The sequence below is a fragment of the Weizmannia acidilactici genome (assembly GCF_008974185.1).
Lineage (GTDB): Bacteria > Bacillota > Bacilli > Bacillales > Bacillaceae_C > Weizmannia > Weizmannia acidilactici.
The window spans coordinates 1-13992 of record NZ_BKZP01000012.1; the positions used below are offsets into that span (position 1 = coordinate 1).

16 protein-coding genes are annotated in these 13992 nt (G+C 47.0%); 5 read left to right on the forward strand and 11 right to left on the reverse strand.

All coding sequences use genetic code 11. The features are described 5' to 3' along the window. Positions 1 to 163: 163 nt before the first annotated feature. The 3 genes from BpJC4_RS06870 to rpmG all read right to left on the reverse strand — a co-directional run bounded on the left by BpJC4_RS06870 (position 164) and on the right by rpmG (position 1875). On the reverse strand, positions 164 to 1363 hold the full coding sequence (locus tag BpJC4_RS06870) for a rhomboid family intramembrane serine protease (protein WP_253724301.1): 1200 nt from the start codon (positions 1361 to 1363) through the stop codon (positions 164 to 166). A 79-nt stretch (positions 1364 to 1442) separates the two neighbouring features. After that, the gene (gene yqgO / locus BpJC4_RS16110; protein WP_172967454.1) at positions 1443 to 1619 is read right to left on the reverse strand and encodes a protein YqgO; all 177 of its coding nucleotides are present in this window, start codon (positions 1617 to 1619) and stop codon (positions 1443 to 1445) included. Between the two features lie 106 nt (positions 1620 to 1725). Next, positions 1726 to 1875 carry a 50S ribosomal protein L33 gene (gene rpmG, locus BpJC4_RS06875; RefSeq protein WP_151679850.1) on the reverse strand — a complete coding sequence of 50 codons (150 nt, stop codon included), beginning with the start codon at positions 1873 to 1875 and terminating at the stop codon, positions 1726 to 1728. 201 nt (positions 1876 to 2076) lie between these two features. Between rpmG and BpJC4_RS06880 the strand changes: the two genes are divergently transcribed. Continuing rightward, entirely contained in the window at positions 2077 to 2427 is a 351-nt protein-coding gene (locus BpJC4_RS06880; protein WP_151679849.1) for a hypothetical protein, read from the forward strand. 88 nt (positions 2428 to 2515) lie between these two features. Here the strand turns inward: BpJC4_RS06880 and BpJC4_RS06885 are convergent, their stop codons facing one another. From BpJC4_RS06885 to sodA, 3 genes are all read right to left on the reverse strand, one after another. Further along, positions 2516 to 4681, reverse strand: a complete 2166-nt coding sequence (locus BpJC4_RS06885; protein WP_151679848.1) for a peptidoglycan D,D-transpeptidase FtsI family protein — start codon at positions 4679 to 4681, stop codon at positions 2516 to 2518. A gap of 102 nt (positions 4682 to 4783) precedes the next feature. Further along, positions 4784 to 6001, reverse strand: coding sequence for an MFS transporter (locus BpJC4_RS06890; protein ID WP_151679847.1), 1218 nt, complete (start codon positions 5999 to 6001; stop codon positions 4784 to 4786). Between the two features lie 126 nt (positions 6002 to 6127). Continuing rightward, entirely contained in the window at positions 6128 to 6736 is a 609-nt protein-coding gene (gene sodA / locus BpJC4_RS06895) for a superoxide dismutase SodA (protein WP_151679846.1), read from the reverse strand. A gap of 369 nt (positions 6737 to 7105) precedes the next feature. Between sodA and yqfZ the strand changes: the two genes are divergently transcribed. Both yqfZ and ispG read left to right on the forward strand, forming a co-directional pair. Next, positions 7106 to 7444, forward strand: a complete 339-nt coding sequence (gene yqfZ / locus BpJC4_RS06900) for a protein YqfZ (RefSeq protein WP_151679845.1) — start codon at positions 7106 to 7108, stop codon at positions 7442 to 7444. A 92-nt stretch (positions 7445 to 7536) separates the two neighbouring features. After that, positions 7537 to 8646 (forward strand): flavodoxin-dependent (E)-4-hydroxy-3-methylbut-2-enyl-diphosphate synthase, encoded by a 1110-nt coding sequence (ispG, locus tag BpJC4_RS06905; RefSeq protein ID WP_371862162.1) that lies wholly within the window; start codon positions 7537 to 7539, stop codon positions 8644 to 8646. 51 nt (positions 8647 to 8697) lie between these two features. Here the strand turns inward: ispG and BpJC4_RS06910 are convergent, their stop codons facing one another. Then, the gene (locus BpJC4_RS06910) at positions 8698 to 9042 is read right to left on the reverse strand and encodes a hypothetical protein (protein WP_172967455.1); all 345 of its coding nucleotides are present in this window, start codon (positions 9040 to 9042) and stop codon (positions 8698 to 8700) included. Positions 9043 to 9191: 149 nt separating this feature from the next. Here BpJC4_RS06910 and BpJC4_RS06915 point away from each other — a divergent pair, with 149 nt between their 5' ends. Further along, a complete protein-coding gene (locus BpJC4_RS06915) occupies positions 9192 to 9770 on the forward strand; it encodes a 5' nucleotidase, NT5C type (RefSeq protein WP_151679843.1) in 579 nt (192 codons plus the stop codon). Between the two features lie 48 nt (positions 9771 to 9818). On the opposite strand, the gene BpJC4_RS06920 is transcribed toward BpJC4_RS06915, so the two are convergent. Genes BpJC4_RS06920 through BpJC4_RS06930 form a run of 3 tightly spaced genes read right to left on the reverse strand, consistent with a single transcriptional unit; the run spans position 9819 to position 11885 of the window. Continuing rightward, positions 9819 to 10250, reverse strand: a complete 432-nt coding sequence (locus BpJC4_RS06920) for a Fur family transcriptional regulator (protein ID WP_151679842.1) — start codon at positions 10248 to 10250, stop codon at positions 9819 to 9821. A 5-nt stretch (positions 10251 to 10255) separates the two neighbouring features. Beyond that, entirely contained in the window at positions 10256 to 11113 is an 858-nt protein-coding gene (locus BpJC4_RS06925; protein WP_151697707.1) for a metal ABC transporter permease, read from the reverse strand. A 13-nt stretch (positions 11114 to 11126) separates the two neighbouring features. Beyond that, positions 11127 to 11885 (reverse strand): metal ABC transporter ATP-binding protein, encoded by a 759-nt coding sequence (locus tag BpJC4_RS06930; protein WP_151679840.1) that lies wholly within the window; start codon positions 11883 to 11885, stop codon positions 11127 to 11129. Between the two features lie 128 nt (positions 11886 to 12013). Between BpJC4_RS06930 and BpJC4_RS06935 the strand changes: the two genes are divergently transcribed. Continuing rightward, entirely contained in the window at positions 12014 to 12268 is a 255-nt protein-coding gene (locus tag BpJC4_RS06935; RefSeq protein ID WP_151679839.1) for a DUF2624 domain-containing protein, read from the forward strand. Between the two features lie 173 nt (positions 12269 to 12441). Here BpJC4_RS06935 and BpJC4_RS06940 read toward each other — a convergent pair whose 3' ends face one another. Then, on the reverse strand, positions 12442 to 13854 hold the full coding sequence (locus BpJC4_RS06940) for a C40 family peptidase (protein ID WP_151697708.1): 1413 nt from the start codon (positions 13852 to 13854) through the stop codon (positions 12442 to 12444). Between the last annotated feature and the right edge of the window lie 138 nt (positions 13855 to 13992).

Below are 13992 nucleotides of genomic sequence, written 5' to 3' on the forward strand. Positions count from 1 at the left end.
TGAAGCGTCCAAGTCCGAACTTGTATTCCGGGCTCGCCCGGAATACAAAATCTTATATTCACTTGTCAATGAGCAGAATGAACTGGAAATTGACATCCACTTTGGATTTAAACTTATTATACGAGGAGGGGAAAGATGGACACAAAGCAAAAATATTTTTTCGTCATCGCCCCTTGACGTAGCCGTTCAGCCCCATATACAGCAAGGAGACGGCCGCCAAAACCGCAACAATAAAAGCCCCGAACTGCACGCCAACCCGCCTCCGTTTCGGGAAATGGACGATCGCGGCCGCCAAAAATCCACCGAAAAGCCCCCCAAGATGCCCGAAATTATCGACGCCGGATACGGAAAAACCGAAAATCAAATTTATCACGACAAGCATGATGACGCTTGAACCCATCGTCCGGAAAAACAGGTCGCGGTAAGCCGTCCCGATATAAAGCAACGCGCCGAACAGGCCGAAAATTGCACCGCTTGCCCCGGCGGAGATGCTGCTTGAGAACAAGAAACTTGCCAGGCAGCCCGAAAAGCCGGCAAACAAATAGATCCATGCAAAGCGCCATATCCCGTAAATCCTTTCCACAAGTGGGCCGATATAATACAATGACAGCGAGTTCATCAACAGGTGCATGATGCCGATATGAATAAAAACCGGCGTGATCAGCCGCCAATACTGCCCGTCGATAATCAGCGGATTATACTTGGCCCCGAATCGGATAAGGTTTTCCGTATTTTGCGTGCCGCCAAAGAGTGTCATCATGATAAAAACGGCAATCTGTACGGCAAGGAATACATACGTAAAAAACGGCCTGCCTGCATCAAACAGCTGCCGCTCCTGCTCTTCCCGGCGGGCGGCGTGTTCAAGGACAATGCGCTGCAGTGCATAGGTATCTTCCCCGCTTGCGCCGGGTGCGGTTTCAAAATTGCCTCCCGTCAAATTGTTCAGGCGCCTTAGCCCTTCCCCCAAATGCCCGCTTTCCAAAAGAATCGTATGGACTTCCGTTCTGCCCCGGTTCACAAGTAGCGGTTCCGCCAAATACATTTGATATTCATCGACGGGCGCATATTCACTGACGTAGATATTCAGGACACGGAATGCATTCCGGCCTGTCTGCCTGCACAAATCCTCCGCGTGCGCACCCGTATACCGGATATCGCGGTACAACCAACTTCCCCAGTCAAGATCATAACGCAATAGCCGTACAAACGGCATTTTTTTATTCGCAGTATTTTCTAGCCACATTTCATCCCGGCCCCCGCTGAGGTAGATGATCCGGTAGCCGTTTTCCACGACGAAATAGTGGCCTAGTTTCCAAAATAAAAAATCTTCCCTGCTGCTCACAATTTCCCCTGCCTTTTCCATTCGGTCTTACCCTAACTATAGCGAAAAAAAGGACGGCGTGTAAAGCGATTGCGCATTACACCCGTCCTTTTTCGTTTTTTTATTGGAAAGCGGACTGGATAAATCGGGAACGAATTCCGGGAATCCTCATTGCCGCCGTTACCGCCCACTTTCTGATGAGACCATACCCAAGCACGGCATTAAAAATCCGGTAACGGTTTCTGTACAACCCCGTTAAGAGCAGCAGCATCGCCAGCCATTTGATCCACCCGTTCATATTCCATTCCCCCCTTAAAAATTTTGCCGGAACTTTTATTAGGTTTCCAAAGGGAGAGGAAAATTATCCTTTGGCGAAAGAAAAAACAGCAGGAATTTCCTGCTGCTTACTTTGTTTCGCGGTGTAAAGTTGCGCGTTTGTCCCGCGGGCAGTATTTTTTCAATTCAATACGGTCCGGGTTCGTACGTTTATTTTTCGTTGTAATATAGTTACGCTCACCGCATTCCGTGCAAGCCAATGTTATATTTACACGCATGTTCATCCCTCCAAACCTAAATCTCATCAACTGTTCATACGACTTATCTATCATAGCATTTTTCCGCCCGAATTGCCAGTATGTTTTTTTCATACGCATAAATTCTTGCGCGCAACACCTGCGCCTTCCGGATTGGCTGTACACAATGCCGCAAAATCATGTTATAAATAGGGTTAGTACCTGATTAAAGGAGAGAAAACCATGGCGATTACCATCATCACCTTATTGGCGCTATCGGCCGTATTGTTTGTCATTTCTTTTTTCCATAAAGACCCTGCCCGCTACCTGGAAAAAGAATTGGAAGATTTATCCTTACAATTTTTCCAGGAGACATACAAAATCAAAAAAAGATTGCAGGTACTGGAAGAAGAATTAATGGCTGGTGACCCTTTTTTGCCGGAAAAGCCGTCGGCACGCATACAGGTAAATGAAATTGTGAAAAACCAGGTGCTGGCTTTGTTCAAGCAAGGCCTGTCTTTCGAGCAAATCGCGAAACAGTCCGCCCTGCCTGTGCAAGAAGTCCGGCTCATTATTTCCGATTACATGAATTAAGCATAGGATAAAAAACGGATAGCGAGGACACCCCGTTATCCGTTTTTTATTCTTAGCCTGTCCGACGTCAGTTGGATTTCGCCTGGCTTTAATTTTGAACAGTTTGTGAAGCCGTATTGGTTTCACTTCCCGCTTCTTTTTTCTTTAAGTCAAAATAGGCTTTAAATACCTGGTTGGCAATTTTCAAGTTCGTATGCGGATCCGTAGCGTTTCCCATATAGGACCAAGGCACGACAACAGAAATCGCGATTTCCGGATGGTTGTACGGGGCATAGCCGACAAATGTCGAGTTCCATGCCTCATTCCAAATTGCCGGCCGGGCTTTGCCTTCAGCTGCATACTGTTCCACTTTTTCCCCGCCGTATATGGCCTGGGCCGTACCAGTTTTGCCCGCTACTTTTAGACTCGAATCAATTCGTCCGTAAGCGGTCCCGTGTGGCATATTGACGACACGGTAAAAGCCTTCTTTAACACGGTTGATGTATGATGCGCTCATATCAACACGGTTCAGGACGGTTGTGCCGATTACTTTTTCAACAGCGCCGAGCGTTTTTCCATCTTTGCTCGGCTTTCTGATTTCTTTCGCAATATGCGGCTGCACGCGGTAGCCGCCGTTCGCGATCGTCGAAATATATTGGCAGAGCTGGAGCGGCGTATAGGTGTCAAACTGCCCGATCGCAAAGTCAAGCACATTCCCGTTATTCGGCGGTACCGGTGTTTGGTATCCAGTCACTTCGCCCGGAAGATCAATACCCGTTTTGACGCCGAGGCCGAATTCGGCAAAATACTTGCGAAATTCCTTAATGGCTTTCATTTTGTTAATATCCAATGTGCTGTTCGGCACATAGTTCTTCTGCCCGCCGAGGCTCATCGCTAGGCGGAACATATAGACGTTTGAAGAATACTGCAAAGCCGTCAGATCATTAATGGCGCCGAACCCGTTCCCGGCTACCCATGACTTTTTGGTAGGTGTGCCAAGAAAATGGAGCGGCTGGTCAACAAATACCTGGCCCGGCTTAATCGCGCCGGTCTGGTAACCGGTCAGGATCGTTGCGCCTTTTACAGCGGAACCGGATGGATAAGACGTTGTCATATTCCCGAGCGCAAAGTCGGCTATTTTTGCCCTTCCGGTTTTCGTGTCCGTTTGCACCTGTTTACCGGCCATTGCCAAAATTTCACCCGTATAAGGATTCATGACCGTAACAAATGCCCTGTCCACCAGCGGATTGCTTGCCCTTGCCGCCGAAATCTCCTGTGTCAAGATTTTTTCAATCTCTTTCTGCAGTTCGATATCAACTGTCAGGACAAGGTCGCTGCCCGGCTGCCCTTTGCTGATAACTGTCGATTTGATCACATTACCTTCTTTATCCGTCTTTGTTTTGATTTTCTCTTTTTCCCCGCTCAGCACATCTTCGTATTCCTGCTCGAGATAGCTCGTCCCGACGCGGTCATTGCGGCTGTAACCGCGGGCCGTGTAATATTGCTCCTTGTCGGAAGGAAGGCCCTCTTTCTCCGTCGAAACGCCGCCGAGGACAGAACCTAAAACGGAATCGCCGTTTGCTTCTTTAAACACATAATTCCGTTCCCAGTCGGTCGTAATGTCCACGCCCGGCAGAGAAGAAAGATTTTCGCTGACCGTTGCATACTCTTTATCCGTAACGCCCGTATTTTTAATAATTTGCGGTGATAAGGCATAGCCGGACGACATCTTCCTGTAAATCGCCAGCTCATTCAAATCCTGTTGGGAAAAAGAGTCGATATCATTTTTTGTGATACGCTTCAACTGCAATTTATAAATCGCGTCACTGTTGTTTTTCAATTTCTCCTGCTCTTTTTTTGAAACCAGCTGTTTCGCTTCGTTCTGGTGGGTCAGGATCCAAAAATCCTTTTTATCCCGATCCGTAATCTGCTTCAAATCGGAAGGCGATGCTTTCACAATTTTGGCCAAAGCCTTGGCGACCTTCAGCATTTTATCCGTGCTGTCAGCCGTTGTTCTAGTATATGTGATGGCTTTCTCCGCTTTATTTCCAACAATCACCTTATAGTTCCGGTCAAGAATTCTTCCACGGGGAACAGAAGTATTAATCGTCTGGTCCTCCGTCTGTTCCAGTTCTTTTTTATAATCCTGCCCGTAAACAATCTGAACAATGCCCAGACGCACGACTAAGACCGAAAAAAGCACAAAAACAGCAAAGAACAGCATATTCATCCGAAACGGAATATGCGATCTCTTTTTCCGCTTTTTTTTCTTCAAAACTTTTCTGCTCCTTTCGTAAATCGGCTCTACTGTCCATTTTAACGAAAAAAAGCTGCAATGGCTATAAAAAATACCGCCATTTTTGAAAACAGCGGTGCGTTACAGGTCTTCCCGGAGCCGGATGTTCCTTGTAAAAAACGAAATGCATAAATGACCTGCCCCGATCAAAAGCATCAGCACGCGGATGCTCACCTGGTCATTAAAAAAAGTTACAGCCACAATAAACAGCAAGATCGAAGTGATTCTCCCGGAATTGGTAAACATTTCAAGAACGACGATATACTCGATCCGTGCTTCCGCCGCTTTCCATGCCCTCCCGATCACATCATAGGTCATGGAATTATACGGGACGAGCAAAAGCGGATACGCAAGTGCAATCGTTGCCGCATACAAAAGCATTCTTGGATAGGTCACTTCAAAAATGAACAAAAAGACAGCCGCATACAAAAGCAGCCCCCCCAAAAAAATCAAACGCTGGCGGTGTTTGATTTTTACAAATCTGGCGACAAGTGTATATCCCAAAAACTGCAGGAATGAATTGATCAGCCCGAATGTGCCGAGGGAAAGTTCGCTCCCCGTGGAAAGAAACACAAATACGGAGATCATAAAAACAAACGTGCCGTCCCGGAGCCCTTGGACAAAATGCGCGTTTGTGATCCTTTTCCAGTTCGGGTTGTAGCTCCGCTGTTTTAATACGTGTTTAAACAAGTAACGGCCTTGTGCCGGACGAGGTGATATGAAAAAACTAAGCACGACTGCAATGGCAAACAACAGCAAAGATAAAGCAAAAACAACCGTATAGCCGTTTTTCCCGATGGCGGAAATAATCAGTCCGGCTGCAAACGGACCGGCCATGCCGCCGATGGAACTGAAAGCGCCCATAAAGCCGTTAAAAAAATCCCTCGTTTCGGGTTCTGTGATTTCAAACGTCAGCACATTATAGGCAAGCCAGTAGAACCCGTAACCTACCCCGAGCAGCCCCCCGAGCAAAACAATATATTGACTCGCATGCCCGCGGGAAAACAGGACACACAAATAAAACAGCGCCAAAAAAGCCACCCCGATCCGGAACACCAACACTCTGTCCACTTTTTTTGCCCAACGGCCGGCGACAATGAACGTCAGCGGCTGGAGGATGACCACCGATAAATTATAAACCGCCAGATCTATGTACTCTCCTGTTTGTTTCCATAAATAAATGTTGACAAAGGAATTCGACAGGGAAACACTTAAAGAATAAAGCCCCCCGATCGCAAGCAGCAAAACCAAATCCTTTGACAGTTCAATATCTCCAAACCATTTTTGAACTCGCTTCATCAATAAAAACTCCCCTCATTCCCCTATATTGTTTGAAAAAGCGGAGCCTTTATTCATATGGAACAAGCGGGCGGATAAAAAAGAGCGTGCCTGCGAAAACGCGGCACGCTCTTTTTTATCATTATTTTATTTTGTTGCTTCGTACAATTTTGCAACTTCATCCCAGTTGACGACATTCCAGAATGCTGCAATATATTCCGGGCGGCGATTTTGGTATTTCAAATAGTAAGCATGTTCCCACACGTCCAGGCCGAGGATCGGTTTTTTGCCTTCGGAAAGCGGGCTGTCCTGGTTCGGAGTGCTAGTGATTTCCAATTCGCCGTTGTTGACAACAAGCCATGCCCAGCCTGAGCCGAAACGGCCTGCTGCTGCAGCGGAGAATTGTTCTTTAAATTTTTCAAAACTGCCGAATTTGCTGTTGATCGCATCCGCAAGCGCGCCTTTTGGTTCTCCGCCGCCGTTAGGCGAAAGCAGTTTCCAGAACAGCGAGTGGTTCGCATGGCCTCCGCCGTTATTGCGGACAGCCGTACGGATATCTTCCGGAACGGCATCCAAATCCGCGATCAAATCTTCAACTGATTTAGCCGCCAGATCATCATGGCCTTCCAAAGCTTTATTTAGGTTTGTAACATAAGTGTTATGGTGCTTCGTATGATGGATGTTCATTGTTTCCTTGTCGATATAAGGCTCGAGCGCATCGTACGCATACGGCAATTGCGGTAAAGTATAGGTCATTTCTATTCCTCCCCTATGTAATGGTGTGAACTAAAAAGTTCAAAGTTTTGTCATATTTAATGTACCAAAACCCGCTTATTAATGGCAAATTTTATGGCTTGCATTTTTTAAAAACTTGGCGAAGTTCTTGATCAATGTTAATGATCGCGAAATCTGCTTCGCGCCCTGCGTCTGCAAGCCTTATCACTCAATGCCTGTGCACAAGGGGTCTTTTCTTGCTCGTTTATCCCGCAGTAGTCTAAGAAATCAGCGATAATCAACAATAAATTTAACAGAACCAAAAACTTAATCCCCTTTTCCCCGGTTCTGGTTCTATATGGACATCCCTGCACATATACATATAGCACCTTAAAGGAGGGGAATTGTCTCATGTTAAAAAAAATGTTTGCCCTTATCTCAGCCGCCATTATTTCCTACAGCATTTACTACGATATCCACGCCGGCACGATCCCGTCCTATGCGCAGGAAACACCTGAAAAATCCGCTTACCAAAATACAGTACAGCACAAACAGGAACCATTTGCCACGGTCCGGGTCAATCCCGGTGATACTGTCCTTACCATTGTCGAAAAACTTTCCGGCTCTTCCAAAGATCTTTCCATTGAAAAGATCATCCGCGATTTCAGCAGGCTCAATAACGGAATTGCCCCGGAAGATATTCAAATCGGACAGACATACCGTTTCCCAATCTATCATGCCTCCCATTAATTCCTTGTCAATCCATGCAGAAAATTGGTACAATAAAACTTGGCACAATCAGTTTTCACTAGATTGATAGATCATAAAAGGAGCGAATTTCCTTGGGTGAAATCATACATCGTTCAAAAACGCGCCCAGTTAAGGTCGGCAATTTGACGATCGGGGGAAGCAATGAATTATTTATCCAAAGCATGACGACGACAAAAACCCATGATGTGGATGCAACTGTCCGGCAGATCGAACGGTTGGAGGAAGCCGGCTGCCAAATCGTCCGTGTTGCTGTTCCGGATGAAAGGGCAGCCAATGCCATCCCCGAAATAAAAAAGAGAATCCGTATCCCGCTTGTTGCGGATATCCATTTTGATTACCGCCTCGCCTTAAAAGCAATTGAAGGCGGGGTTGATAAAATCCGGATCAATCCGGGCAATATCGGAAAGCGCGAAAAAGTTGAAGCGGTCGTAAAAGCCGCCAAGGAACGCGGCATTCCGATCCGTATCGGGGTCAATGCCGGAAGTCTGGAAAAGCATATTTTGCAAAAATACGGCTACCCGACGGCGGACGGCATGGTCGAAAGCGCCCTGCACCATATTCAAATTTTGGAAGACCTCGATTTCCATGATATCATCGTTTCGATGAAAGCATCGGATGTGCGGCTTGCAATAGAAGCCTATGAAAAAGCGGCAAGAACATTTGACTATCCGCTCCACCTCGGCATTACGGAATCCGGGACACTGTTTTCAGGGACCATCAAAAGCGCGGCCGGGATCGGGACGCTTTTGAACATGGGCATTGGCAATACACTCCGCATTTCGTTGAGCGCGGATCCGGTTGAGGAAGTGAAAGTGGCGCGCGAACTACTGAAAATTTTCGGGCTTGCTTCCAATGCCCCGACGCTCATTTCCTGCCCGACGTGCGGCAGGATCGCGATCGATTTGATCAGCATCGCAAACGAAGTAGAAGAATATTTACAAACCATCAAAGCACCGATTAAAGTGTCTGTGCTCGGCTGCGCGGTAAACGGACCGGGCGAGGCAAGGGAAGCGGATATCGGCATTGCCGGCGCCCGCGGCGAAGGGCTTCTGTTCCGCAAAGGGAAAATCGTGCGGAAAGTACCGGAAGACAAGATGGTGGAAGAACTGAAAAAAGAAATCGACATCCTTGCCGAAGCGTATTATAAAAAACAAGCTGAACAAAATATCAATTTGGTTTAAGAAAACACCGGCTCATTGCTTAGCCGGTGTTTCTTTATGCTGCTATCCAATTTAAAAGAAAGGAAATACAAACAGCCCGAGGATAAGGGATACCGCCCCGATCCCAATGGCCCATGCACCGGTCGTGCCGGCACCTTTGCCGCGGGCGATCAGCCCGAGCACAATGGCCGAAGCGCCCAGCAAAACCGGGAGAAAAAACAGTGAAAGCACAGCGAGAAAGAGCGAAGCCCAACCGTAAAACCGGGAAACCATTCCGTCTTCCGACACCGGCTCCTCCCTCCTGTTTGTATACGCAGGCGCCGAAAGCTCGGCAGCCGTTTCTTCACGATAATCGTGCCCGGCCGTGCCGGAATCGCTTTTCGTCGAAGCCTGTTGCATACGGTCTTCCCTGTCCACGCGCATCCCTCGCTTTCCATGAATAGAAGCACCATTATTTTGCACGCCGGATATCTTTCCATGCTGCCAATTTCCGTTAAAACTTGCTCCATTCCCCTTTTTGCGGGTTTGTGCTACACTGTTAATACTGAAGCAAAGGAGAGGCACCAATGAAAGGGAAAAAACGTTTCGGAATTGATATTGACGGGACTGTAACAAGTCCGGAATCGCTCGTCCCGTTTATCAATGAAGCTTTTCATATTCATTTAAAATATGAAGATTTGACGAAGTACGAAATCACAGATGTAGTCGACATACCGCCGGAAACATTTAACAGGTGGTTCATCCAATCCGAACCGGCCATCTATGAAAAATCGCCGATTGCTGAAGGGGCAAAAGAAGTACTAACCAAATGGGCAGACAGATTTGAGCTATATTTTATCAGTGCGCGTGCATCCCATTTGCTTAAAGTTACCAAAAACTGGTTTTCAAGACAGCAACTGAAATACCACCATATTGAACTGATCGGCACACATCATAAAGTGGAAACGGCCAAAAAATATGATATCGATGTCTTTCTGGAAGACAAGCATGATAACGCGGCCGCGATCGCCGAAGAACTCGGCATCCCCGTCCTTCTGTTCGACACCCCGTATAACCGGGATCCCGTCCCGAAAAATGTATACCGGGTTAAAAATTGGAAGGAAGCCGATGAATGGATCCGCCGCTGGGCCGGAACAACCGGGTAAGCCGTGCGCCTGTAAAAAAACCCTGCTGGGAAAATACAGCAGGGTTTTTTACATGTGCCCTTTCCCATGCGCCATGCATTCCGGGCAGGTGCCGTACACTTCGAATTTATGGCCGGAAATGGCGCAGCCTTCCAGCCCGCTGTGGATCGTCAGCATCGGGCAGTCCGGGATTTCCTTCGTCTTTCCGCACGCCAAACAAATGAAATGGTGGTGATGATGGTCCGTCGAGCATTTGAAACGGAAATGTTTTTCACCCGACAGCTCCGTCACTTCAAGAATCCCGAGTTCCGCAAACAGAGACAAATTCCGGTAAATCGTATCAAAACTCAAGCCCGGGTAATCACTTTTCATCCATTCCAGCACATCTTTCGCCGTTAAATATTTATTTCTTTTGGAAAGCAGGTCAAGCATTTTTTCACGTTTCCCCGTATGTTTATAGCCGTTATCCTTCAATATTTCAATTGCCTCTTCTAAAAGCACTTGACTCACACCTTCTTTTTGCTGAAGCGGATACCGGTCCGCAAACGTTTGATATAGATTGCCATAAGCAAAATAAGGATCGAAATCAGTACAATCGTTCCGCCAGGCGGCAGGTCGAGGTAAAAGGCGCTAACCAGCCCCCCCATCACGGAAATCTCACCGAATAAGACGGAAAACAAAATCGTCTGCTTAAAGCCGCGGCTGATGCGGATGCTTGCGGCGACCGGCAGCGTAATGAGCGCCGAAACGAGCATGATCCCGACAATTCTCATTGCTGCAGATATCACCAATGCAATTAGCACCATAAAAACCAAATGGATCGTTTTCGCCGGAATACCGGAAACTTTGGCGTATTCTTCATCGAAAGAGAGCAAAAATAATTCTTTATACAACAAAATAATAACAGCCGCCACCGCAATACTGATTGCCAATATCAGCCAAAGATCTGTCCGGCTCACCGCACTGACGCTACCGAACAAATAGTTCATTAAATCAACATTATACCCGCCGGCAAGCGAGATAAAAATCAGCCCGATGCCGATCCCGCCGGACATGATGATCGGGATGGCGAGATCCTGGTAATAGCGGTACACGACCCGCAAACGTTCGATCAAAACGGAACCGAGTACGGAAAAACCTGTCCCGATATAAAGCGGATTGAGTCCCGATAATACCGGGAGTTTACTGCTTAAAAACAGGCTGACAGCGATCCCTGACAATGTGACATGGCTGAGCGCGTCCGCAATGAGCGACAAGCGGCGCACGACGATAAAACTCCCGATCAGCGGCGCAATGATGCCGATCATGATGCCGGTAAGAAACGTATTTTGCAAAAATTGATAATGTAAAAGCGCTGTGATCATGCTTTACTCCTTCTCATCCATGTTCATGCGACAAAAGCCGGATATCATGGTGATACCATGAGGACAGTTTCTTATCATCCAGCTTTTCAAACGCTTCCCTGTCGCCGTGGAAATACAAGTGTTTGTTCAGGCAGGCGACATGCGTCACCCTATTTGAAATGGCTCCGATATCGTGGGTAACCAGTATAAGCGTGATCCCAAGCTGTTTATTCAGCCGTTCCAGCATTTCATAAAAAGACTGGACATGGCGCTGGTCAACCCCTACTGTCGGCTCATCCAAAATCAGGATCTCCGGTTTGCTGGCGATTGCCCTTGCGATAAATACACGCTGCTGCTGCCCCCCACTCAGTTCACCGATATTTTGATGCACATACCCTTCCATCCCAACCGAGCGGATCGCGTCCAATACTTCTTTTTTCGCTTCATTGCCTAAAAAGCGAAACAGTCCCGTTTTTTTCGTCAACCCGCTTGCCACCACCTCAAAGACGGTCGCAGGATATCCTGTGTTGAACGAGTTTGCTTTTTGCGAAACGAACCCGATCCGGCTCCAATCTTTAAATTTGTTAATTGGCGTGCCGAACAGACGGATTTCCCCTTCCAGCGGCTTTAACAGCCCGAGGATCAGCTTCAACAGCGTCGATTTTCCGGAACCGTTCGGGCCGACGATGCCGAGAAATGCTGCCCTCGGAATCTTCAAATCAATTTGTTCCAGTACATTTCTCCGGTCATACCGGAAAGAAACGCCGGAAACTTCAACAATATAGTCGTTCATAAACAGTCTCCCTCAATCAGAATCATTCCGATTTAAACATTATACACTTGCCACGCCCGATTGTAAAGGCGACAAAGGAACATTTTCCATAAAGGTGCATATACATGAAGCAGGGAGTGTGATGCGCAGTGAAGCTCATTCAAAATATGGTCAATTATAAGGTAAATATGATTACCGGTGAAGAATTATTTAAATATGCCCGGCAGTTTAAAGTGAAAATCAGCCGCGAAGATGCGGAAAAAATTGCGGATTATTTACGCGGAAAGCAGCTGGATATTTTTGAAGACCAGGCCCGCAGCAAAGCCCTGAAAGACATTGCAAAAATCACCAGCCCGGAAACAGCGCGGGAAATCAACCGGGTTTTTGTACTGTTTACGAAATAGTGTGCAACCGTAATCCGGCATTGCAAATGAGCGCAAAATACGTTTGCCCAACAGGTTTCCCACCCCGGAACGTTTTGTGTCAACGGGCCACTTTTTCCGCAGGAGCCCTACAAAACGCACCGATTGGGCCGGATAAAAAACCGGCTTGGAACCCCAAACCGGTTTTTTATCCATTATTCTACTACTCTTCTGACAACGCCGTTAAAGACGCTCTTCCAATAGCCATTGCTCAAACTGTCAACGGAAACGCCGTGGGAACTGTTGTCATCCAAAAATTGCCCGTTTCCGAGATAAATGCCGACATGGCCGTTCGTTTTGTACGTGTCAAAGAAGATCAAGTCTCCCCGTTTCATTTGTGACGGGCTGACTGCACGGCCCAAACCGACGAGCGTATCCGTCGTCGCACCCGCACCGCCTAAATTGACACCAGCCTGCAAATATGCCCAGTGCACAAAAGATGAGCAGTCAAAACGGCGGTTTGCAATATCGGATGCGTTCCTCCCGCCGCCAAATTTATACGGCGAATGCCCGATCAAAGAAGAACCTGCACTGATTGCTTTTTCAATAATTTCCGATGCGCTCTTCGATGTGCTTCCGCTCGACACCGATGTGTTGCCGGATGAAGGGGAAGAACTTGCCCCCACATTTGAACTTAAACCGGAGCCGGAGCTTGAACTTGCCTGGCTGTCCGATCCTGAATTTGTTTTTGCCTTATGCGTATTTGCGCTTGACTTGCTGCCTGAGCCGGATCCGTTTTGTGATGCGGATGCATCATTCGATTGGACGCTTGACGCCGTTGCGGTTTCCGAAGCGGAAGAAGCTTTTGCGGTGGACTGTTCTTTTTCAAGTTCTGCAAGGGCGGCTTTTTCTTGGGCACTTAAAGAAGCAGCCTTGTATTTCAGCTTGGAAATTTCATCCGCAATGGCCTGTTTTTGGTCATCCAGTGCGGCTTCCATGCTTTTCTGGTCTGCCAGCTCGTATTTATTTGCTTCTTTCAGCTCCTGCAAATCGGCCAAATCGGACTGAATTTTAGCTAGTTTTGCCTGCACTTCATCTTTTGACGCTTTTAATTCTTTTTTGTCTTTTTCCTGGGCCTCGAGGATGGACCGGTCAGCGTTGACAAAAGTTGTAACAGCTGCTGCACGGCTGATGAGGTCGCTTAAACTTTTCGATTCGAGAATGACATCCAAATAGCTGACAGAACCGCCGTTTTGCTGTATATCGCGCGCGCGCTCCGCAAGCACCTGGTTACGTTCTTCAATTCTTTTTTGCGTTTCCTTAATTTTCGTGTTCAGTTCGGCCACTTGGGCTTTTGTATTTTGCACTTCCTGGTTTTTTTCAGTGATTTTCCGGTTGGTTTCACTGATTTTACTGGAAATTTTTTTCATGTCATCCTGAAGCTGCTTCTGGTCCGCCAAAATTTTGGCGATTTCATTCTGCTTGCTGGAAATGCTCGATTGGACAAGCGATTCTTGGCTTTTGATACTTTTCGTAGTGCTTTCGGCAAATGCTTTGCTAAAAGGAACAAAAGTACTGCCGGCCCCGATGAAAGCCGCGGCCGTAATCGACAAAAACTTCTTACTCACTTTAACTCCTCCATAGCTATGTATCGTAATCTATCAATCTCGTAATTTACAATTATGTTAAATACCAGTTTTGTTGTTCTTTTTTATATTTAAATTATAGCATCAAAGTTCGACAAAAAGATTACAGTTTCTTTTCAT